Here is a 19,706-nt window from a genome sequence, read left to right on the forward strand (position 1 = left end):
CGGCAGGTTGAGGCGCGTGATTATACGCCCCGCATGCCAGCCTGACTAACGCAGGTGCGTGAGTGGCAGTTCGGTGCTGGCCAGCACCTGGTTGAGAACGAAGCTGGAGCGCACGCTGGTGACGCCTTCGATGCGCGTCAGATGACCCAGCAGCAACTGCTGGTAATGGTCCATGTCGGGTACCACGACTTTCAGCTGGTAGTCAGCATCCATCCCGGTCACCAGGCTGCATTCGAGCACTTGCGGCAGGCTGCGGATCGCCGCTTCGAAGGTCTCGAAGCGCTCGGGGGTGTGCCGGTCCATGCCGATCAGCACATAGGCGGTCAGGCTCAGGCCTAGCTTCTTGCGGTCAAGCAGGGCGACCTGGCGGGCAATATAACCGTCGTCTTCCAGTTGCTTGACCCGACGCGAGCAGGGCGAAGGTGACAGGCCGATGCGCTCGGCCAGTTCCTGGTTGGAGATGCGCGCATCGCGCTGCAATTCGGCAAGAATGCTCAGGTCATAGCGGTCGAGCTTGCTCATGGGATTGGCCTTTTCTGTTTCGATTGCGTTGAATTATCAATCTGTAGGCAAAAATTGCGCAAGTGATATTTAAATGAGCAATCTTCGCAATCCTCTGCCGCTGCCTTCGCCGTATTCTTATCACCAGAATCACTGCCCGGACATCAGTCCAGTGCGGCGGGCCGAATCAGGCCAGCTGCGGCCAGCAACCCCACCAGGTTGTGCTCGGCCCCCGGGCTACACACTGTCCACAAGACGGCGTGAGGTGAGCCGGTGTCACAAGCGCCGAGCACGGACAAAATTCTCAAAGGGAGACCCCAGGGTCTCCCTTTTTTATTACTTAAATTTCATCTGGCGGCCGATAACCCGTGGCAGACGGCCTGATAGAGTAATCCCAGGCCCCTTGTTATCGGTCCGAGAGGAAAGTATGAAAGCGCGTGTCAGGCGTATGGCGGGTGTGGGTGTGCTGTGCATGAGTGTCAGTCTGCCGTTGCTGGCTGAGGGGCAGGGAGCTTCACCCTTGCAGTCGCGGCCCGATGAAGTGCGCCAGACCCAGGAGCCACGCACCGGCTATTACCAGGATATTCCGCGGCGCAACGACAACCGCTATTACCATGCCGGTGGTGGCGGGCATGCGGATGGCCACGGCAATGGCTGGGGGCCGGGGCCGCAGTACCGTCCGGGGCACACCATCGAGCGCTTCCCCGATCAGTACTGGAAAGTGCCCTATCGTGGGCATGACTACTTCTATTCCGGCGGCTACTGGTATCGCCCGCAAGGCCCGCGCTATGTGGTGGTGACTCCGCCCTATGGCGTGCGAGTGAATTACCTGCCGGATTATGCCCGGCAAGTGTGGATTGGCAGTGCGCTGTTCTTTGTTGCGGCGGGGACGTATTACCAGTACCTGGAAGCCAGCCGCGAGTACATGGTGGTCAACCCGCCGGCGGCCAGTGCTGAAGATCAGGATCTGCAGCACAATCGTGACCGATATGAGTGTTATCGCTGGGCAGTGCAACAGACCGGTTTTGACCCGGCTGCGGCCAGCTACGCGCCGTCGGCGCAGGTGGCCGATAACTATCGGCGGGCGCAGGCTGCTTGCTTGAGTGGGCGGGGTTATAGCGTCAATTGAACCGCGGCATGCAGTTCCAGTGTGGCCGGCCTTACCGGCGATGCAAGGCGCAGCCTTGCCAACTGCCTCACATCACCGGATCAGCATGCACCAGCACTTCAGCCTTGGGGTATTTGCTGTTGATCGCCGCCGCTGCCTGGTCACACAAGGCATGGGCCTGGGTCAGCGGCAGGTCCCCGGGCAACTCCAGGTGCACCTGCACGAACCAGTGGCTACCCGAAACTCGCGTGCGCAAATCATGAGCGCCGCGCACCCCCGGCACACTGCAAGCCAGCGCGAGCATCTGCTCGCTGATGTCGCCCGGCAGCTCCTGGTCCATCAGGATCGAGCTGCTCTCGCGGGCAATCTGCAGGGCACTCCAGAGGATGTACAGGGCAATGCCCAGGCCAAAAATTGCGTCCAGCTGTGGCCAGCCAAAGCGCGCCAGCACCAGCGCCACCAGGATGCTGCCGTTGAGCAGCAGGTCGGAGCGGTAATGCAGTGAATCGGCGCGTACTGCGGTCGAGCCGGTGATACGGATCACCTTGCCTTGCAGCATCAGCAAGGCAATGGTCAGCACCAGCGACAACAGCATCACGGCAATGCCGACGCCGGTGTCTCCCAGAGGCTGCGGATTCTGCAGCCGCTCCACCGCCTGCACGCCGATCAGTACCGCACTGACGCCGATGAACAGCGCCTGGGCCATGCCGGCCATGGCTTCGGCTTTGCCGTGACCATAGCGGTGGTCGTCATCGGCCGGGCGCAGGGCGTAGTGCACTGCCAGCAGGTTGAGGAACGAGGCCACGCCATCAAGGGCCGAGTCGGTCAACCCGGCCAGCAGGCTGACCGAACCGCTGAGCCACCAGGCCACTGCCTTGGTCAGGATCAGGATACTGGCCACCGCCAAGGATGCGCGAGTGGCCAGGCGCAGCAGGCGTTGGTGTTCAGCCGAGGGAGTCATGCCTAAAGTGGCTTCCTGTCAGAGATCAAGCAGCGGGCTTGAGGCCGTACATCGCCAGTTGCTCGACGCTGCCCTTGTGCTGGATCAGGCGCGGGTCGTTGAGCGGCAGGCGCTGGCCCAGTTCGCTTTCGAGAATAGCCTGCAGCTTGCTGTTGTCGACCTTGCCGTCTGCGCTGATGGCTTCATTGAGTTTTTCAGGTGCGACCTGGGCAGTGGTACCGCCGGGCAGGTAGATGGCGCCTGTGGCGAAGTCGATGCCGAAGGCGATCAGGCCCGGGATCACATAGAAAAGGATGCCGATGGCGTCGAGGGCGGCGACCACCGGGTCGATCTTGCCTTCGATCTGGCCGCGTCGGTCGGGGAAGAACAAGGTGCCGCAGGCGGTCAGTTGGCTCAACAGGGTGGCGATTACGACGCCGCCAATGACACGGGAGGGAATACGCATGGAAATCTCCGGAATGAAGGCGACAAAGATACAGGCAAAGAGCCTGCATCTACAGCTAAGACCATGATAAGGCGGGCTCGGTTCGCCGTTATACTCGGCGGATTGTTTGAGGGCCACCATGAAATCATTACCGATCGATGCCGTACTGCCAGCCTTGCGCGCTGCCTTGAGCCAGCGCCACGAAGCGGTGCTCGAAGCGCCCCCCGGCGCCGGCAAGACCACCCGCGTGCCGCTGGCGCTGCTCAATGAGCCGTGGCTGGCCGGGCAGCGCATCCTCATGCTCGAACCACGGCGCCTGGCGGCGCGGGCGGCGGCGGAACGGCTGGCCAGCGAGCTGGGTGAGCAGGTAGGGCAAACGGTCGGTTACCGCATTCGCCTGGACAGCAAGGTCGGGCCGAACACGCGCATTGAGGTGGTCACCGAGGGGATTCTCACCCGTCGCTTGCAGGCCGACCCGGCGCTGGACGGTGTGGGCCTGTTGATCTTCGATGAATTCCACGAGCGTAGCCTCGACGCCGACCTTGCCCTGGCCCTGAGCCTTAATGGTCGCGAATTGTTGCGTGACGATCCGCCGCTGAAAATCCTGCTGATGTCGGCCACTCTTGAGGGCGAGCGTCTGTCTGGCTTGCTCGACGATGCCCCGGTGGTCAGCAGCGAAGGGCGCATGTTCCCGGTCGATGTTCGGTGGGGCCGGCCGTTCCAGCCGGGTGAGTTCATCGAGCCGCGGGTGGTCGATACGGTGCTGCAGGCCATCGCTGACGAGTCGGGCAGTGTCCTGGTGTTTCTGCCGGGGCAGGCGGAGATTCGCCGGGTGCATCAATCCTTGCAGGATGCCCTCGGTGATCGCCGCGATATATTGCTGTGCCCGCTGCATGGCGAGCTTGATCTCAACGCCCAGCGCGCCGCCATCGATACCCCGCCAGCCGGCCTGCGCAAGGTGGTGCTGGCGACCAACATCGCCGAGACCAGCCTGACCATCGATGGCGTGCGCGTGGTGGTCGATGCGGGCCTGGCGCGGGTGCCGCGTTTTGATCCTGGCAGCGGTATGACCCGTCTGGACACCCAGCGCATCTCCCGCGCGAGCGCCACCCAGCGTGCTGGCCGCGCCGGGCGCCTGGAGCCCGGCGTCTGCTACCGCTTGTGGTCCGAAGCCCAGCACGAGCAACTGGCGGCCTATGGCGCGGCCGAAATTCTCCAGGCTGACCTGGCTGGATTGGCTCTGCAACTGTCGCGCTGGGGCGTTACCCCCGAACAACTGCGCTGGCTCGACCAACCGCCTGCGGCCGCCTATGGCCAGGCGCTGGACCTGTTGCAGCGCCTGGGCGCGTTCAAGGCCGACAGCCCGGACAGCCTCAGCGCCCACGGCCAGGCCATGGCCGAACTGCCGGCGCACCCGCGCATCGCCCACTTGCTGCTGCGCGGCCAGGACCTGGGCCTGGCCGACATGGCCTGCGACGTCGCCGCCTTGCTCGGTGAACGCGACATTTTGCGTGGCGGCGGTGCCGACCTGCACAGCCGCCTGGCCCTGCTCAGCGGCGAAACCCGAGCAGCCAAAGGCGCGCAGGGCGGTGTGCAACGTGCCCGGCAACTGGCCCGCCAGTACCGTGGCTACCTGCGTGACAAAGCTACTTCAGCCGTCGCCGACCCTGATCACTCGCGCTGGCTCGGCGCCTTGCTGGCGCTGGCTTATCCGGACCGCGTCGCGCAGCAGCGGCGTGCCGGCGGTGCGGAATATCGCCTGGCCAACGGTCGCGCCGCGCTGTTCGGCGAAGCCGATGCCTTGATGAAACATTCGTGGCTGGTGATCGCCGATCTGGGCAGCCGCCAGGGCCAGCGCGAGGAGCGTATTTATCTGGCTGCCGATTTCGACCCGGCGCTGTTCGACGGGGTGCTGGCCGAACAGGTGCGCAGCCTGGATATCCTCGACTGGGACGAACGCGATAACGTTTTGCGTGCCGAGCGTCAGCGCAAGGTCGGCGAGCTGGTGCTTAGCCGCGAACCGCTGACGGGCCTGGATGAAGACGCCCGCGCCAAGGCACTGCTGGAACTGGTGCGGCGCAAGGGTCTGGAGTTGCTGTCGTGGACGCCCGAGCTGCGCCAGTGGCAGGCGCGGGTGGCGCTGTTGCGCCATCTCGACCTGGCGAGCCGTGGTGAAAGCGAGTGGCCGGACCTGAGTGATGCCGCGCTGCTGGCCAGCCTGGGCGACTGGCTGCAACCCTACCTGGGCAAGGTCACCCGTCTGAGCCACTTCGCCCAGCTCGACCTCTCGTCGATCCTGCGCAACCTGCTGCCCTGGCCACTGCCTCAGCGCCTGGATGAACAGGCGCCGGTTCACCTGAGCGTGCCCTCGGGTTCGAACATCCGCCTGGACTACAGCGAAACCCCGCCGATACTCGCCGTGCGCTTGCAGGAACTGTTCGGCCTGGCCGAAACCCCGCGCATCGCCCAGGGCCGTCAGCAGGTATTGCTGCACCTGCTGTCGCCGGCGCGGCGGCCCGTGCAGGTGACCCAGGACCTGGCCAACTTCTGGCGCAGTACCTACACGGAGGTGAAAAAGGATTTGAAGGGTCGCTACCCCAAGCACTACTGGCCGGATGACCCGCTGGTGGCCGAGGCCACGGCGCGGGCCAAACCGCGTAAATAGTCAGGGCTGCGCAGGCAACAGCAAGCGCGCCGTGACCGGCAGGTGATCGGAGATCTCCAGGGTATCCTGCTGAATCACCCGGGCCCCCAAGCGCTGCAGTTTCGGGCTGTGGAACAGGTAATCGAGGGTGCGGTCCGGCCCTTGCAGGTTGCGGTCGTTGGGGTAATGGGTCAGCCAGGCCGCGCGCTCGGCGCCGCTGGCTTCGGCGTTGCTGGGGATCATCGGGTATTTGTCCCAGAGCAGATGCAGGTCGCTGTCGGCGCTGTACTGGCCACGCAGTTCGGCCGGCAGGCGGCGGTACTGGCCGAGCGGTAGCAGGTTGAAGTCGCCACCGATCAACCACGGCGTGCCCTGGCTTTCCAGCTTGTCGAGCAGTTGGGTTACCTGCTGCACCTGCTGGCGCTGAATGTCGCTGCCCGCTGAAAAAGCCGCCAGGCGGGTGTTGAGCACTGCCAATTGGCCGCCATCGCGCAGCGGCAGGTAGCTGGCAAGAATTGCCTGCTGAGGTTGCAGCAAGCGCTGCCAGGCATTGCTGGCGTCGACCGGCAATTGCAGGCGCTCGGCCTGCTTGATCGGGTAGCGGCTCAGGGTTGCAAGGCTGCGGCCGACGCTGCCGAAGATGTGCCGGTCGGGAACGAAATCGGCTTTCCAGTCGTAGGCCTGCACCGCGCAGGGGTAGATATCCACCAGCCGTTCGCGCAGCAGTGTCAGTTGATCCTGGTAGTCGCTGGCCTTGGCGTTGTTGTCCAGTTCCTGGAGCAGGACGATGTCTGGCTGCTCGGCGCGGATCACCCGCGCCACTTCATCGAGGTTGAAGGCGAGGTCTTGCGGGGTAGGGCGGGTGTCGTCACCACGGCCCTGGTCGTACCAGAACACGTAGCGCTTGCCGGCCAGGTACTGCACGTTCCAGGTCATCACCTTGAGCACCTGGCCGGGTACCAGCGCCGCCGTGCTGGCCCGGCAACTGACCGCCAGGTTCTCGCGTGGTTCGGGTTGCCAGCTCAGCTGGCTGGCCAGCAGCCACAGCAGGGCGAACAGAACAAGCAGGGTCAGCAGGGCGTTGCGCAGTAGTCGGGTCATTGGCTAACCAGTCAGGACAGCGGTGGCTCTGTCGCCGGTTCGCTGACCAGCATGTACAGGCGAAACATCACTACAGTGCTGAACAGCTGCAAAAAGCCGTTGCCGCTGTCCAGGGCCAGTTGCGCCAGCGGCGAAGGCTCGGGCACCAGCATCATGCTCAGGCCGTCGATCAGCCACAGCACTGCCATTACCCCGAGGACGCAACTGAAGATGCGCCAGAAGTTGCCGGTGGTCATCTGGAAACTGGAACGCATGGCCTCGATCGGCGGCTGGCCGCGCAATACCAGGGCGTATTCGGCAAACACCAGGTGGATCATCACCCAGATGCCGGGAATGATGAACAGCGCGGCGCCGGCCATGATCAGCAGCGAGCTGAGCATCACCATCAGCGCAAACGACGGCCACAGGCGCACGGCCATGGCCAGCAGGTTGCGCTTGAGCGGGGTGTAGCCGTTGCTGCGGGTGTCGAGGTAGAGGATCAGCGCGGCGCTGTACAGCGGGTAGAACAGCAGGCTGACCAGCATGCCGTAGCCAGGAGAGGCGTCCTCGCCCAGTTGCTGGTACAGCAATTGGGAGCACAGGGCTTCGAGCACTACAAGCGGCAGGCACAGCTGGGCAATGCTCAGCAGGTGACGGCGGAAGAAATACAGGGAGTCGCGCAGAACACTAAGCGGATTCATCAGTCGATATCGCAATTGAAAGAAAAGCAGGGCGTCACTTTAGCCCAGGCGCAGGCCAACCTGAAGAAAGTTTAATCCCGGCTTGTGTTGAATCTGGCGCCCCGGCACCCCATTTTACCGGTACTCGATTTTCCGCTTTTGCAGTGAGGTTGCCCATGAACAGTGAAGAACAAACCCTGATCGACGGCCTGTTCGGTCGGCTCAAGCAAGCCGAAGACCCGGCCGTGCCGCGTGATGCCCAGGCCCAGGCGCGCATTGGCGAACACCTGCAGCAGCAACCGGCAGCGCCTTACTACATGGCCCAGGCGATCCTGGTGCAGGAAGCGGCGCTCAAACGCCTGGATGAACAAAACAAGCAGTTGCAGGCCGAGCTCAAACAAGCCAAGGCCCAGGTGGCCGCCACAGCGCCGAGCAGCAGCGGCGGCTTCTTGTCGAGCATCTTCGGCAGCGGCACCCGCGATTCACAGCCAGTGCAAAATCAGCCAGCAGCCAGCGCCCCCGCAAGTGGTGGCGGCTGGCGCGAACCGTCGCGTCCGTCGTTCAACCCGCCTGCCCAGCAGCAGGGTTTCAACGCAGCTCCCGCCCAGGCCCCGGCCCGCGGCGGTGCCAGCAGCTTCCTCGGCGGCGCCCTGCAAACTGCCGCTGGCGTGGCCGGCGGGGTGATGCTGGCGCAGGGCATCAGCAGCCTGTTCAACCATCACTCGCAACCTGAAGAGGTGGTCGAGGTGATCAAGGAAGAACCGGCGCCCGCCAGCGATACCGGCGGCTGGGGCAGCAACGACGAGCAACGGCTGACTGCCGACAACGGCGGCTATGGCAATGACCAGGGCGGCTTCATGGACACCGACTACGGCAGCGATGACGGCGGCTTCTTCGGCGGTGATGACGACAGCTTCGTCTGACTGCGCTTACCCGCATGGGCCGAGGGCTGGCATACTGGGCGCCGAAACGGCCCCGGTGTGCGGCGGCCGGCAACAGCGCCGTGGCGCCATGAGGAAAAGCGGTGAAGAAGATCGCGGTATTCGCCGATGTGCAGAACCTCTACTACACCGTGCGCCAGGCCTACGGCTGCCACTTCAACTATGCCGCGCTGTGGGCCGACATCAGCCAGCACGGGCAGATTGTCGAAGCGGTGGCTTACGCCATTGACCGCGGCGACAGCAAGCAGCAGCAGTTTCAGCAGATCCTGCGCAACCTCGGTTTCACGGTCAAACTCAAACCCTATATCCAGCGCAGCGACGGCTCGGCCAAGGGCGACTGGGACGTGGGCATCACCCTCGATGTGATCGACGCCGCCGCGCGGGTCGATGAGGTCGTGCTGGCCTCCGGCGACGGCGATTTCGACTTGCTGCTCGAGCGCGTCATCAGCCGTCACGGCATTCAGGCTGTCGCCTATGGCGTGCCGGGGCTGACTGCCAATTCACTGATTCGCGCTGCCAGCCGTTACGTGCCCATCGAGGGCAGCCTGCTGCTCAAGCATTAAGATTTTTGAGGTTGTCGTTTTGGAACGTATCGCTGTCATCGACTTTGAAACCACCGGTATTTCACCCGGCGCCGGTTGCCGGGCCACCGAAGTGGCGGTGGTCATGCTGGAGCGCGGGCGCATTGTCGAGCGCTATCAAAGCCTGATGAATGCCGGGGTGCCGGTACCGGCGTTCGTTGCCGGCCTGACCGGCATCACCACCGCCATGCTGCGCAGCGCGCCGCCGATTGCCCGGGTGATGAACGAAGTGGCCGAGTTTGTCGGCGCTACGCCGATGCTCGCCCACAACGCCTCGTTCGACCAGAAGTTCTGGGACTACGAGCTTGCGCAGATCGGTCGCAGCCGCAGCCAGCGCTTCGCCTGTTCAATGCTGCTGGCGCGGCGCCTGATGCCATCGGCGCCGAACCACAAGCTGGGCACCCTGACCCGCTGGGCTGGCTTGCCTGACACCGGCACCGCGCACCGGGCCATGGCCGATGCCGAAATGGCCGCCAACCTCGCCCAGCACCTGGCCGGGCAGTTGCGCCAGCAGGGCGTCAACGGCGTCTCCCACCAGTTGTTCTGCAGCCTGCAGAAAGTCCCCGCGGCGAAGATCGGCGAAGCGCTGAAAACCTATCGCTAGGCCTTCTTGCCGTTGTGCTCCAGGTGGCCCAGCGGCAGGCGCCGCTCCACGGCGCTGGAGAGAATGATCGAGGTTTTACTGAAGCCGAACTGGGCGACCCGGTTGATCAGCTCTTCGAGCTCCGGCATCGAACCCACTGCCGCCTGCATGATCACGCGAGGGTCGCCGGTTACCCGGTGGCACTCGGTCAGTTGTGGGATCTGCGTGAGCTCTTCGTAAGTCTGCTGATTGCCATGGCTGGCCAGGCGCAGCTCGATCACGCACTGGATCGGCAGGCCGATCTTCTCCAGGTCGACTTTGGCCTGATACCCGGTAATCACCCCGCTGGCCTCAAGCTTGGCCACCCTCTCGGCCACCGCCGGAGCGGATAGATTGACCTTGCGCGCGAGCTCGGCGAAGGAGGCGCGGCCGTTGTCCAGCAGGGCGCTGAGGAGCATGCGATCGTATTTGTCCATGGGTTTCCAGGGGGTGATTGTTGATTCCAAGGCGCAAGGCCAAAAGATCCGTTGTTTCAAAAGTGTACGGTTCGTTTAAACAGGTTTTGTAACTTATGTTTACCGCGCTGCCTTTCTAAACTAACTGCCCGACACCCATAATTCGAGCCCCCCATGCCTGCCTCCCGTCGCTTCCCGTTAGTCTTGATCGGCGCCTTTCTCGCCTTGTACCTGGTCTGGGGCTCGACTTACCTGGTGATTCGCATCGGCGTCGAGTCCTGGCCGCCGTTGCTGATGGCCGGGGTGCGTTTCGTCATTGCCGGGTCCTTGCTCTACGGCTTCCTGCGCTGGCGCGGCGTACCGGCCCCGACCTGGCCGCAATGGCGGGCGGCGGGCGTCATCGGTGTGTTGCTGCTCAGTTGCGGCAACGGCGGCGTGACCCTGGCCGAGCACGCGGGCGTGGCCTCGGGCGTTGCGGCGCTGGCGGTGGCCACGGTGCCGCTGTTCACCTTGATGTTCGGCCTGCTCTGGGGCCATCGCAATACCCGCCTGGAATGGGCCGGGATTGTCCTCGGCCTGGTCGGCATCGGCTTGCTCAACCTGGGCTCCAACCTGCAGGCCAGCCCGGTCGGCGCCGCCCTGATCCTGTTTGCCGCTGCCTCCTGGGCCTTCGGCTCGGTCTGGAGCAAAAGCCTGCCGCTGCCTGCGGGGCCGATGGCCAGCGCCGCAGAAATGCTTGTCGGTGGCGTGGTCTTGCTGCTCGGCAGCGTCCTGAGCGGCGAACGCATGACCCAGATGCCAACCGCCGCTGGCTGGGGTGCGCTGGCCTACCTGGTGTTCTTCGGCTCGATCCTGGCCTTCAGCGCCTACATGTACCTGCTCAAGCATGTGCGCCCGGCTGCGGCCACCAGCTATGCCTACGTCAACCCGGCGGTGGCGGTGTTGCTGGGGATTGTTTTTGCCGGTGAGCAAATTGGTTTCGAGGAATGCGTGGCAATGGCGGTTATCATTGGCGCCGTTGTGCTGATCGGTGTGCCGCAGTGGCGCCGGCCAGCAGTGGAAAAAGCCAAACTTGTTGGCGAAGTGGAAGGTGAACTTTGTAAATGAAAGGACGTGTTGCCAGGAAGGCAGTGAAGATCTTTGCTTGTGTGGCGTTGCTGGTGATGGCTGTGGTCATGCTGTACGACGGTAAGCAAACCTTCATGACCTTGTATTTCCAGGAACCCATCTCTCTGAAAAACGGTTTCGAAATCGAGCCCGTCTATTTACAGGCCGTGCAGCAGGCCATGGCCCCCTGGAAAATCCCTGCAGGCAAGCTCGAGCTGCGCCTTGAGCCCGGCAGCCGGCAGGCGCTGCAGGTGCGTTTTGCCAAAGATCTTCTGGACGCCAAACAGCGTCAGCAACTGCGAGCGCTGTTCGAGTCATTCGAGCCCGCTCGGGAAGAGGTCCGGCTCAGTGGCCGGTTGCTGGTCGACATGCGCCAGGCGCGTCAGGTGGGCCTGGGTGTTTACGATTTTGGCCCGGCATCCGATGAGATCGTCGCACTCGGCGAGATGTCGTTGCCGCTGCACTTCAGCTTTCCTTCGCAAATCGATGTGCAGCTACGGCGCAATGATCAGGCGACTGCGCAAAAGCCGCAGGCCGATATGATCTGCGAGGCCAGCGCCAGGCTACATGGCGCCTTGCCCTTCGAGGTCACTGACTTCAATGTCAGTGGCGCCGATCTGCGCGGCGAGATGAAACTGCGCATGCCCAGCGGTGCACAACTGCGGGCGCCGGCGCAGCTGTCGTTCGATGAGCAGCGATTGCTCGAGCGCCTGGAAATGGGCGACATGCGGGTGCGCATACAGCGCCCGGAGACTATCGACCGGCTGGTGTTCGAGTTCGGTAAGATTGGCACGGTCAGGGATCAGCCTTACCTGTTTTTCATCCGTAGCGATCCCGAAGCATTCGCTGCATGTCGGGCGATTGCCTACCAGAGCGGCAGGCCCTTTTCGTTCTACCTGGGTGAAGGGCTCGATCGCCTGCTCAAGGTGCGCTTTGCACCGCAAGGCTGATAGCGATGGCGGCACGCGCCGGGCCTGAACAAGGTAAACTGCCGCCATTGCTGAATTCCCCTGACGGTATTGCCATGACTTTCGCCAAACTCGGCCTGATCGAACCCTTGCTGCGCGCGCTCGAGCGCCTGGACTACAACACCCCGACGCCGGTCCAGGCCCAGGCCATCCCTGCCGTGCTGGCCGGTCGCGACCTGATGGCCGCCGCCCAGACCGGCACCGGCAAGACCGCAGGTTTTGCCCTGCCGCTGCTGCAACGCCTGACCCTGGAAGGGGCCAAGGTCGCCAGCAACTCGGTGCGCGCGCTGGTGCTGGTGCCGACCCGTGAGCTGGCTGAGCAGGTTCACGCCAACATCCGCGAATACGCCGAACACCTGCCGCTGAGCACCTATGCGGTGTACGGCGGCGTCAGCATCAACCCGCAGATGATGAAGCTGCGCAAGGGTATCGACCTGCTGGTGGCCACCCCGGGGCGGCTGCTCGACCTGTTCCGCCAGAACGCGGTGAAGTTCAACCAGTTGCAGGCGCTGGTGCTCGATGAAGCCGACCGCATGCTCGACCTGGGTTTTGCCGAAGAGCTGCGCGCGGTGTACGCCGCTTTGCCGGCGCGCCGGCAAACCCTGCTGTTCTCGGCGACTTTCTCCGACGAGATCCGCCAACTGGCCGCGCAGACCCTCAACGACCCGCTGAGCATCGAAGTCAGCCCGCGCAACGTCACCGCCAGCACCGTCAAACAGTGGATCGTGCCGGTGGACAAGAAGCGCAAGCCGGAGCTGTTCAGCCACCTGATGCGCAAGCAGCGCTGGAAGCAGGTGCTGGTGTTTGCCAAGACCCGTAATGGCGTTGACCAATTGGTCGAGCGCCTGCGTGGCCAGGGCGTCAATGCCGACGGTATTCACGGTGACAAGCCCCAGGCAACCCGTCAGCGTGCCCTGGACAGCTTCAAGGCCCGCGAGATCCAGATCCTCGTCGCCACCGACGTGGCGGCGCGCGGGCTGGATATCGACGACCTGCCGCTGGTGGTCAACTTCGACTTGCCGATCGTTGCCGAGGACTACATTCACCGCATCGGCCGTACCGGGCGCAAGGGCAATTCCGGTGAGGCGATTTCGCTGGTGTGCGCCGACGAAGTGCAGCTGCTGTCGGCGATTGAAACCCTGACCCGCAAGACCTTGCCGCGCCACGAAGAGCCGGATTTCATTCCGGACCACAAGGTGCCGATGACCGATGCCAGCGGCCAGGTGCTGAAAAAGCCGAAAAAGCCGAAGAAGCCCAAGGAAAGCAGCAACAAACGCAGCCTCGGGCGCTGGATGGACAGCGCCGAAACGCCAGCGGCAGCGCCGCAGGCCAAGCCGGTGCGCAAGGTGCCGGCCTTCAATACCGGGCCGCGCAAGCGCAAGCCTTGAGGACGCCATCGCGGGTCAAGCCCGCTCCCACAGAGGGCGCGATCGCCTGTGGGAGCCGGCCTTGCCGGCGATGGAAGGCGAAGCCTTCCCCTAAATCTTCAGCCACTCCAGCAGCCCCAGCCCGGCTTTGCGCCCACTGGCAAAACAGGCTGTCAGCAGATAGCCACCGGTCGGCGCCTCCCAGTCGAGCATTTCACCGGCGCAGAACACGGCGGGCACCTGCTTGAGCATCAAGCGTTGATCCAGTGCTTCGAAGGTCACCCCACCGGCGCTGCTGATTGCTTCATCCAGCGGGCGAGGGCGCACCAGGGTGATCGGCAAGGCCTTGATCGCCTGGGCCAGCAAGACCGGGTCAGCAAAGGTTGGCTGATCGGTCTGTTCACGCAACAACGCCGCCTTGACCCCGTCCAGCCCCAGTTGACTGTGCAGGTGCTTGGCCATCGAGCGCGAACCCCGTGGCTTGGCCAGGGCCTGCTGGATTTTATCCACAGACCGGTTGGGCAGCAGGTCGACCAGCACCCTGGCGCTGCCATCGCGGTTGATCGCTTCACGGATCTGCGCCGACCAGGCGTACACCAGGCTGCCTTCCAGCCCTTGCGCGGTCAGCACGCATTCGCCCAGGCGCGGCGCCTGGCCGGCAAGGCTCAGGGCGATGTTCTTCAGCGGTGCGCCGGCGAACTTGTCCTTGAGTACTGTGCTCCAGCCCTCGACCTCAAAGCCGCTGTTGGCCGCCTGCAATGGCGCGATCTGTACGCCTTGCGCTTGCAGCCAAGGCAGCCAGGCCGCATCGGAACCCAAGCGTGCCCAGCTGCCGCCGCCCAGCGCCAGCACGGTGGCCGTCGGCTTGAGCGCCAGCTCACCCTGTGGATAAGCGATTCGCAAGCTGCCATCGGCGTTCCAGCCCTGCCAGCGATGGCGGGTGTGGATAACGACCCCGGCGTCGCGCAGGCGCTTGAGCCAGGCGCGCAGCAGCGGCGCGGCTTTCATGTCGCGGGGGAAGACCCGGCCGGAGCTGCCGACGAAGGTTTCGATGCCCAGGTCGTGAATCCACTGGCGCAGCACATCGGCATCGAAGCCTTGGAGCAGGCGAGCAATGTCATTGCTCCGCTCGGCATAGCGGGCGATGAACGCCGGGTAAGGCTCGGAATGGGTGATGTTCATGCCACCGACCCCAGCCAGGAGGAATTTGCGCCCCACCGAGGGCATGGCGTCAAACAGTTCGACGGCGACCCCGGCCTGGCTCAGCACTTCGGCGGCCATCAACCCGGCCGGCCCGCCTCCGATAATGGCAACGTGTGGGCGGTCGGTGGTGCGGGTGTCGGTCATGGTCGGCTGCAAGCTGGGAAAAAGAGCCGGCATTCTACCTTAGCGGGACACCGGTAATCACTGGTCAAAAAACGTACAGTGTTCTCCAGGCCCGATGTTTAAAGGCCTTGAAGGGCTTTCCCGCAGGTTATCCACAGGCGGTTCCACAGTCATTGTGAGTAACCCAGCACACGGCTGGCGCTGTGGTGCAGGATCCCGTGACGGCGGGCGAGGGCTTCGCGGTCCTTGCTGTAGCCGCCACCAATTACCCCGACCACTGGAATGTCCCGGCCCAGGCAGTGGCGCAGCACGCTTTGATCACGGGCGGCGACGCCTTCATCGGTGAGTTGCAGGTAACCCAGGGCGTCGTCCTTGTGCACATCGACCCCGGCGTCATACAGCACCAGGTCCGGGCGATACAAAGGCAACAGGTAGTTGAGCGCGTCATCCACCACTTTCAGGTACGCCTGGTCACCCATGCCGCGCGGCAGGGGAATGTCCCAGTCGCTTTCGGCCTTGCGCGCGGGGAAGTTCTGCTCGCAATGCAGCGATACGGTGATGGCGTCCGGGGTGTCATGGAGGATGCGCGCGGTACCGTCGCCCTGGTGCACGTCGCAATCGAAGATCAGCACCTTGTGCACACGTCCGGCTGCGAGCAGGTAATGGCTGATCACCGCCAGGTCATTGAAGATGCAGAAACCGGCCGGGTGATCGTAATGGGCGTGATGGGTGCCGCCGGCCAGGTGACAGGCGATGCCGTGTTCCAGCGCCTGCTCGGCAGCCAGCAGCGAGCCGCCGACCGCGCGTACGGTGCGCCGGGCCAGGGCCTCGCTCCAGGGCAGGCCAAGACGGCGCTGGTCTTCGCGCGACAGCTCGCCGTTCATGTAGCGCTCGATGTAGGCGCGATCATGGGCCAGGGCGAGGATGTCGTTGGGGCAAATCTCGGGCCGTAGCAACGCCGCGTCGGTGGTCAGGCCGCTGGCGACCAGGTGATCGCGCAACAGGCGGAACTTGTCCATCGGAAAGCGGTGCTCGGCGGGAAACTCCGGGCTGTAGTCGTCGTGGTAGATCAGCGGCAGCGGCATGGCAGGGTCTTGAGCGAGACAGAAGCTGATCTTGCCAGTTATCCGGGCGATAGCGCCAGCTTCTACAATGAGGGCATTCCCTGGCACAGGCGTATTCATGGTGTTGGCTTCATGGACTTTCTGGGCGGTGTTGTCCGCCGTGTTCGCCGCGTTGACCGCGATCTTCGCCAAGGTCGGCATCAGCGGCATCAACTCCGACTTCGCCACCTTGCTGCGCACGGTGGTGGTGTTGATCAGCCTGGCGCTGATTCTCTACGCCACCGGCCAGTACCAGTCGCTGAATTCGATCCCGGCCCGCAGCTACCTGTTCCTGGTGTTGTCGGGGCTGGCCACCGGCGCCTCGTGGATCTGTTACTTCCGAGCCCTGCAACTGGGCCAGGCGTCACAGGTGGCACCTGTGGATAAACTCAGCGTGGTGCTGGTGGCGGTGCTTGGCGTAACCCTGCTGGGTGAACGGCTGGACCTGCGCCAGTGGGCCGGTATCAGCCTGGTCACTCTGGGCGTAGTGATGCTGGCCTGGCGTTGATCAACGCCAGCGTGCGTGCCCTGGTCGCCACCCGCGCGGGAGCCTGTAATGCCAGCCGGCCGTAAAAGAACAGCGCTGTCAGCCAGGTCGTCAGCCAGACGAAAATCCCTGCCCAGAAGGTGTGCGACATATAGTGCCAGCCCTGCAGGACACGCGTGGTGCCAAACACCAGCCCCAGCAACAACACCGCCACCAGCAGTTTGCGCGCATGCGCCCAGCGATGGCGCTGGGCGACGAAGTGACCGTGGTGCTCAGGGCGAAGGCCACCACCACGAACAGCAAGTCGCGACGGTAGCGGGTGGGTAAGCGCAGCACTGGAGCGATACGCCAGGTGTTCAGCATGCGGCTGGCAGTGACGGCAGCCAGCAGCAGCGGCAAACCCAGGTTGGTCAGATAGAAGTCGCGGCGAGAGGCACCCGGCATGCTTTACATTCCTGCGCTGGCGACAAGTTTGCGCCATTCATTGGCGTTCATCTGCCCGAGAATCCGCGCCTTGCCGTTGCTGCCCATGGACACGAACAGGGCACTGGCATAGGCGCTGGAGCGTTCACCACCGGGCACATTCAACTGCCGCTCAAGATGATCGATGCAACCACTGTGGGTGACCAGCACCAGGTTATGGTCGGCGCGCTTGTGCTTGAAGGCGGCATCGGCAAAACCCTTGTCGCATTGCTTGAGCCAGTCCTCGCTGGCGATCGCCTTGCCGAACATGAAGTGCGCGGTTTGCTGGGTGCGCACCTGCGGGCTGCTCAGGACCTGAGCGTTGTTCAGGCCCAGGCGCTGGAGGCCGTTACCGACGTCGCTGGCCGCCTGGCTACCCTCGAGGGTAATGCCGCTGGGGTCGCCCAGGCAGCGGTTGTGCGAACGGTCGCAACGTTCGGCATGGCGGATCAGGACGATGACCGCGCCCTTGGCCCATTCGCTGTAAACACCACTGTTGTGCATCTGATTGTCGCTGCCCAGGTCCACGATCGGTGTCCTCGATGTCCACCACAGTGCAAGGATGACCAGGGCGAGCAGGAGGCCCAGCCCGGTCAGCGGTTGGCGCCAGGGAGCGCCGCGTCGTCGCTGGGTGGCAATGCTGGCGGTAAGCGCAGGCGTCAGGTGGGAAGATGACATAGGACCACTTCAGGCAGGTTCAAGAGTGAACGCACTGTAGAAAAGGTCAGGTTCAGAACCAGTGAAAGGGATGTGAAAAATAGCTTGGAGCCGAGGTTGTTACCTACGCTATAAACAGCAGGCTGTGGATAAGGAGCCGAGCATGACCCCGGTATTGCAACTGGAAAGCGCACGGTTGCTGTTGCGCCAATGGCAGGACGACGACCTCAGGGAGTTCGCCGCGATGTGCGCCGACCCGCAGGTCATGCGTTACTTTCCTGCACCCTTGACCCGGGTCGAGAGCGCTGCACTGATCGGCCGGATTCGCGGCCACTTCAATGAGTACGGCTTTGGCCTGTGGGCCCTGCAGCGCAAGGACACCGGCGCCTTTATCGGCATGACCGGCCTGCTCAACGTGAGTTTTGCCGCCGATTTTACCCCGGCGGTGGAGATCGGCTGGCGCCTGGCCCGGCGCCACTGGGGGCTGGGTTTTGCCAGTGAGGCGGCCTGGACCAGCCTGCGTTGCGCCTTCGCTCAACTGGGCCTGGAGCAGGTGGTGTCGTTCACCACCGAGAGCAACCTGCCATCGCAAAAAGTCATGCAGGCCATCGGCATGCAGCAGGATCTGGCTGGCAGCTTCGAACACCCCAGGCTAGAGCCTGGCCACCCTTTGCGAGCGCACGTGTTGTACCGCATCGACCGCGCCCAGTGGCAGGCCACCCTGCGCGGCTGAATTGCACAACATACGGGCTGGCAATGACAAACCCTGTATTATTTGCCGCAGTTGCGCATTGCCTTGGAGAATCTTGAATGAGCCACGTGTTGGACGATCTGGTTGACCTGTTGAGCCTGGAATCGATCGAGGAAAACCTGTTCCGCGGGCGAAGCCAGGACCTGGGCTTTCGTCAGCTCTACGGTGGGCAGGTACTGGGTCAGTCGCTGTCGGCGGCCAGCCAGACGGTCGAGGAGGCGCGTCACGTGCACTCGCTGCACGGCTACTTCCTGCGCCCGGGCGATGCCAGCATGCCGGTGGTCTATTCGGTCGACCGCGTCCGCGATGGCGGCAGTTTCAGCACCCGGCGGGTGACGGCGATCCAGAAGGGCAAGACCATCTTTACCTGCAGCGCCTCGTTCCAGTACGACGAGGAAGGCTTCGAACACCAGAGCCAGATGCCCCAGGTGGTCGGCCCGGAGAACCTGCCGTCCGAAGTCGAGCTGGCCAAGCGCATGGCCGATCGCCTGCCTGAAGCCATTCGCGACAAGATGCTCTGCGCCAAGCCGATCGAAATGCGCCCGGTGACCGCCGAAGACCCGTTCAACCCAAAGCCCGGCGAGCCGGTGAAGTACGTCTGGTTCCGCGCCGACGGCAACCTGCCGGACGTGCCGGCGCTGCATAAGTACATGCTCGCTTATGCCTCGGATTTCGGCCTGTTGACCACCTCGCTGCTGCCTCATGGCAAATCGGTGTGGCAGAAGGATATGCAGATCGCCAGCCTGGATCACGCGCTGTGGTTCCACGGCAACCTGCGCGCCGACCAGTGGTTGCTGTACGCCATGGACAGCCCGTGGGCCGGAAATGCCCGTGGTTTTGCCCGCGGCAACATCTACAACCAGGCCGGGCAACTGGTGGCTTCGTCGTGCCAGGAAGGCCTGATTCGTCATCGTCAGGATTGGCAATGAGCCTGCAGCAGATTCGCCACTGGGTGTTCGACATGGACGGCACCCTGACCGTCGCCGTGCATGATTTTGTCGCGATCAAGGTGGCCCTGGAAATTCCCCAGAGCCACGACATCCTCACCCACCTGGCAGCCCTGCCGGCCGATGAAGCCGCAGCCAAGCACGCCTGGCTGCTGGAGCATGAACGTGAGCTGGCGATTGGTTCGCGCCCGGCCACCGGTGCCGTGGAGCTGGTCCGCGACCTGGCGGCGCGCGGTTGCCAGCTGGGCATCCTTACCCGAAATGCCCGGGAGCTTGCGCAGATCACCCTTGAGGCAATCGGCCTGGCCGACTGCTTTGCCGTCGAGCACGTGGTCGGGCGCGATGAAGCACCGCCCAAGCCGCACCCTGGCGGCTTGTTGCAGCTGGCCGAATCCTGGGGCGTGGCACCAGGCGAGATGGTCATGGTCGGCGACTACCGCTTTGACCTGGACTGCGGCCGGGCGGCGGGGGCGAGGACGATTCTGGTGAACCTGCCGGACAACCCGTGGCCGGAGCTGACCGACTGGCATGCGGCGGATTGCCGGGCGCTGCAGGTGATGCTCGACCATTGAG

At 63.9% G+C, this 19,706-nt stretch carries 21 protein-coding genes and 1 pseudogene; 12 read left to right on the forward strand and 10 right to left on the reverse strand.

What is annotated here, in order from left to right; genetic code table 11:
• Positions 1-45: 45 nt before the first annotated feature.
• A complete protein-coding gene (locus ABIE20_RS15580; RefSeq protein ID WP_010222927.1) occupies positions 46-522 on the reverse strand; it encodes an Lrp/AsnC family transcriptional regulator in 477 nt (158 codons plus the stop codon).
• Between the two features lie 406 nt (positions 523-928).
• Here ABIE20_RS15580 and ABIE20_RS15585 point away from each other — a divergent pair, with 406 nt between their 5' ends.
• The gene (locus ABIE20_RS15585) at positions 929-1,630 is read left to right on the forward strand and encodes a DUF6515 family protein (RefSeq protein WP_429505783.1); all 702 of its coding nucleotides are present in this window, start codon (positions 929-931) and stop codon (positions 1,628-1,630) included.
• 67 nt (positions 1,631-1,697) lie between these two features.
• Here the strand turns inward: ABIE20_RS15585 and ABIE20_RS15590 are convergent, their stop codons facing one another.
• Both ABIE20_RS15590 and ABIE20_RS15595 read right to left on the reverse strand, forming a co-directional pair.
• The gene (locus tag ABIE20_RS15590; RefSeq protein WP_429505784.1) at positions 1,698-2,570 is read right to left on the reverse strand and encodes a cation diffusion facilitator family transporter; all 873 of its coding nucleotides are present in this window, start codon (positions 2,568-2,570) and stop codon (positions 1,698-1,700) included.
• A gap of 25 nt (positions 2,571-2,595) precedes the next feature.
• Positions 2,596-3,015, reverse strand: a complete 420-nt coding sequence (locus ABIE20_RS15595; protein WP_093379221.1) for a polyribonucleotide nucleotidyltransferase — start codon at positions 3,013-3,015, stop codon at positions 2,596-2,598.
• Positions 3,016-3,133: 118 nt separating this feature from the next.
• Between ABIE20_RS15595 and hrpB the strand changes: the two genes are divergently transcribed.
• Complete coding sequence (hrpB, locus tag ABIE20_RS15600; protein ID WP_429505785.1) at positions 3,134-5,659, forward strand: ATP-dependent helicase HrpB; 2,526 nt, start codon at positions 3,134-3,136, stop codon at positions 5,657-5,659.
• Here hrpB and ABIE20_RS15605 read toward each other — a convergent pair whose 3' ends face one another.
• Both ABIE20_RS15605 and ABIE20_RS15610 read right to left on the reverse strand, forming a co-directional pair.
• The gene (locus ABIE20_RS15605; protein ID WP_429505786.1) at positions 5,660-6,739 is read right to left on the reverse strand and encodes an endonuclease/exonuclease/phosphatase family protein; all 1,080 of its coding nucleotides are present in this window, start codon (positions 6,737-6,739) and stop codon (positions 5,660-5,662) included.
• An 11-nt stretch (positions 6,740-6,750) separates the two neighbouring features.
• Positions 6,751-7,419, reverse strand: coding sequence for a hypothetical protein (locus ABIE20_RS15610; RefSeq protein ID WP_429505787.1), 669 nt, complete (start codon positions 7,417-7,419; stop codon positions 6,751-6,753).
• 155 nt (positions 7,420-7,574) lie between these two features.
• Between ABIE20_RS15610 and ABIE20_RS15615 the strand changes: the two genes are divergently transcribed.
• The 3 genes from ABIE20_RS15615 (at position 7,575) to ABIE20_RS15625 (ending at position 9,524) form a co-directional block, all read left to right on the forward strand.
• Positions 7,575-8,321: a DUF2076 domain-containing protein gene (locus ABIE20_RS15615; protein WP_429505788.1), complete on the forward strand. Its 747-nt coding sequence runs from the start codon at positions 7,575-7,577 to the stop codon at positions 8,319-8,321.
• 101 nt (positions 8,322-8,422) lie between these two features.
• Positions 8,423-8,902, forward strand: a complete 480-nt coding sequence (locus tag ABIE20_RS15620) for an NYN domain-containing protein (RefSeq protein ID WP_036996945.1) — start codon at positions 8,423-8,425, stop codon at positions 8,900-8,902.
• 19 nt (positions 8,903-8,921) lie between these two features.
• Entirely contained in the window at positions 8,922-9,524 is a 603-nt protein-coding gene (locus ABIE20_RS15625) for a 3'-5' exonuclease (RefSeq protein WP_429505789.1), read from the forward strand.
• Here ABIE20_RS15625 and ABIE20_RS15630 read toward each other — a convergent pair.
• Positions 9,521-9,979: an Lrp/AsnC family transcriptional regulator gene (locus ABIE20_RS15630; protein ID WP_429505790.1), complete on the reverse strand. Its 459-nt coding sequence runs from the start codon at positions 9,977-9,979 to the stop codon at positions 9,521-9,523. The genes ABIE20_RS15625 and ABIE20_RS15630 overlap by 4 nt on opposite strands.
• A gap of 153 nt (positions 9,980-10,132) precedes the next feature.
• On the opposite strand from ABIE20_RS15630, the gene yedA reads away from it, so the two are divergent.
• The 3 genes from yedA (at position 10,133) to ABIE20_RS15645 (ending at position 13,421) form a co-directional block, all read left to right on the forward strand.
• Positions 10,133-11,065, forward strand: a complete 933-nt coding sequence (gene yedA / locus ABIE20_RS15635) for a drug/metabolite exporter YedA (RefSeq protein WP_429505791.1) — start codon at positions 10,133-10,135, stop codon at positions 11,063-11,065.
• A complete protein-coding gene (locus tag ABIE20_RS15640; protein WP_429505792.1) occupies positions 11,062-12,015 on the forward strand; it encodes a hypothetical protein in 954 nt (317 codons plus the stop codon). Before yedA ends, ABIE20_RS15640 begins: the two co-directional genes overlap by 4 nt.
• Before the next feature lie 74 nt (positions 12,016-12,089).
• Entirely contained in the window at positions 12,090-13,421 is a 1,332-nt protein-coding gene (locus ABIE20_RS15645) for a DEAD/DEAH box helicase (protein WP_429505793.1), read from the forward strand.
• A gap of 90 nt (positions 13,422-13,511) precedes the next feature.
• Here ABIE20_RS15645 and ABIE20_RS15650 read toward each other — a convergent pair whose 3' ends face one another.
• Positions 13,512-14,747, reverse strand: coding sequence for a TIGR03862 family flavoprotein (locus ABIE20_RS15650; protein WP_429505794.1), 1,236 nt, complete (start codon positions 14,745-14,747; stop codon positions 13,512-13,514).
• A 149-nt stretch (positions 14,748-14,896) separates the two neighbouring features.
• Complete coding sequence (locus tag ABIE20_RS15655; protein ID WP_429505795.1) at positions 14,897-15,811, reverse strand: histone deacetylase family protein; 915 nt, start codon at positions 15,809-15,811, stop codon at positions 14,897-14,899.
• Positions 15,812-15,908: 97 nt separating this feature from the next.
• On the opposite strand from ABIE20_RS15655, the gene ABIE20_RS15660 reads away from it, so the two are divergent.
• Positions 15,909-16,337 carry an EamA family transporter gene (locus ABIE20_RS15660; protein WP_429505796.1) on the forward strand — a complete coding sequence of 143 codons (429 nt, stop codon included), beginning with the start codon at positions 15,909-15,911 and terminating at the stop codon, positions 16,335-16,337.
• Here ABIE20_RS15660 and ABIE20_RS15665 read toward each other — a convergent pair.
• Both ABIE20_RS15665 and ABIE20_RS15670 read right to left on the reverse strand, forming a co-directional pair.
• Positions 16,303-16,685 (reverse strand): annotated as a pseudogene (locus ABIE20_RS15665) (hypothetical protein); the annotation flags it as partial. The gene ABIE20_RS15660 and the pseudogene ABIE20_RS15665 sit on opposite strands and share 35 nt — an antisense overlap.
• 78 nt (positions 16,686-16,763) lie before the next feature.
• Complete coding sequence (locus ABIE20_RS15670; protein ID WP_429505797.1) at positions 16,764-17,456, reverse strand: histidine phosphatase family protein; 693 nt, start codon at positions 17,454-17,456, stop codon at positions 16,764-16,766.
• A gap of 142 nt (positions 17,457-17,598) precedes the next feature.
• Between ABIE20_RS15670 and ABIE20_RS15675 the strand changes: the two genes are divergently transcribed.
• From ABIE20_RS15675 to ABIE20_RS15685, 3 genes are all read left to right on the forward strand, one after another.
• Positions 17,599-18,168 (forward strand): GNAT family N-acetyltransferase, encoded by a 570-nt coding sequence (locus ABIE20_RS15675; protein WP_429505798.1) that lies wholly within the window; start codon positions 17,599-17,601, stop codon positions 18,166-18,168.
• 77 nt (positions 18,169-18,245) lie between these two features.
• Positions 18,246-19,115: an acyl-CoA thioesterase II gene (tesB, locus tag ABIE20_RS15680; protein ID WP_429505799.1), complete on the forward strand. Its 870-nt coding sequence runs from the start codon at positions 18,246-18,248 to the stop codon at positions 19,113-19,115.
• Positions 19,112-19,705: an HAD family hydrolase gene (locus ABIE20_RS15685; protein WP_429505800.1), complete on the forward strand. Its 594-nt coding sequence runs from the start codon at positions 19,112-19,114 to the stop codon at positions 19,703-19,705. Before tesB ends, ABIE20_RS15685 begins: the two co-directional genes overlap by 4 nt.
• The last annotated feature ends 1 nt before the right edge of the window (position 19,706 follow it).

The organism is Pseudomonas sp. 2835, assembly GCF_050435905.1.
Classification (GTDB): Bacteria; Pseudomonadota; Gammaproteobacteria; order Pseudomonadales; family Pseudomonadaceae; genus Aquipseudomonas.

Bases quoted from the DNA above. Each gene is read 5' to 3' on its own strand.
- ABIE20_RS15580 (WP_010222927.1), bottom strand. From the start codon at position 522: ATGAGCAAGCTCGACCGCTATGACCTGAGCATTCTTGCCGAATTGCAG.
- yedA (WP_429505791.1), top strand. From the start codon at position 10,133: ATGCCTGCCTCCCGTCGCTTCCCGTTAGTCTTGATCGGCGCCTTTCTC.
- ABIE20_RS15595 (WP_093379221.1), bottom strand. From the start codon at position 3,015: ATGCGTATTCCCTCCCGTGTCATTGGCGGCGTCGTAATCGCCACCCTG.
- ABIE20_RS15675 (WP_429505798.1), top strand. From the start codon at position 17,599: ATGACCCCGGTATTGCAACTGGAAAGCGCACGGTTGCTGTTGCGCCAA.
- ABIE20_RS15670 (WP_429505797.1), bottom strand. From the start codon at position 17,456: ATGTCATCTTCCCACCTGACGCCTGCGCTTACCGCCAGCATTGCCACC.
- ABIE20_RS15630 (WP_429505790.1), bottom strand. From the start codon at position 9,979: ATGGACAAATACGATCGCATGCTCCTCAGCGCCCTGCTGGACAACGGC.
- ABIE20_RS15640 (WP_429505792.1), top strand. From the start codon at position 11,062: ATGAAAGGACGTGTTGCCAGGAAGGCAGTGAAGATCTTTGCTTGTGTG.
- ABIE20_RS15645 (WP_429505793.1), top strand. From the start codon at position 12,090: ATGACTTTCGCCAAACTCGGCCTGATCGAACCCTTGCTGCGCGCGCTC.
- hrpB (WP_429505785.1), top strand. From the start codon at position 3,134: ATGAAATCATTACCGATCGATGCCGTACTGCCAGCCTTGCGCGCTGCC.
- ABIE20_RS15610 (WP_429505787.1), bottom strand. From the start codon at position 7,419: ATGAATCCGCTTAGTGTTCTGCGCGACTCCCTGTATTTCTTCCGCCGT.
- ABIE20_RS15605 (WP_429505786.1), bottom strand. From the start codon at position 6,739: ATGACCCGACTACTGCGCAACGCCCTGCTGACCCTGCTTGTTCTGTTC.
- ABIE20_RS15685 (WP_429505800.1), top strand. From the start codon at position 19,112: ATGAGCCTGCAGCAGATTCGCCACTGGGTGTTCGACATGGACGGCACC.
- ABIE20_RS15660 (WP_429505796.1), top strand. From the start codon at position 15,909: ATGGTGTTGGCTTCATGGACTTTCTGGGCGGTGTTGTCCGCCGTGTTC.
- ABIE20_RS15650 (WP_429505794.1), bottom strand. From the start codon at position 14,747: ATGACCGACACCCGCACCACCGACCGCCCACACGTTGCCATTATCGGA.
- tesB (WP_429505799.1), top strand. From the start codon at position 18,246: ATGAGCCACGTGTTGGACGATCTGGTTGACCTGTTGAGCCTGGAATCG.
- ABIE20_RS15655 (WP_429505795.1), bottom strand. From the start codon at position 15,811: ATGCCGCTGCCGCTGATCTACCACGACGACTACAGCCCGGAGTTTCCC.
- ABIE20_RS15590 (WP_429505784.1), bottom strand. From the start codon at position 2,570: ATGACTCCCTCGGCTGAACACCAACGCCTGCTGCGCCTGGCCACTCGC.
- ABIE20_RS15615 (WP_429505788.1), top strand. From the start codon at position 7,575: ATGAACAGTGAAGAACAAACCCTGATCGACGGCCTGTTCGGTCGGCTC.
- ABIE20_RS15585 (WP_429505783.1), top strand. From the start codon at position 929: ATGAAAGCGCGTGTCAGGCGTATGGCGGGTGTGGGTGTGCTGTGCATG.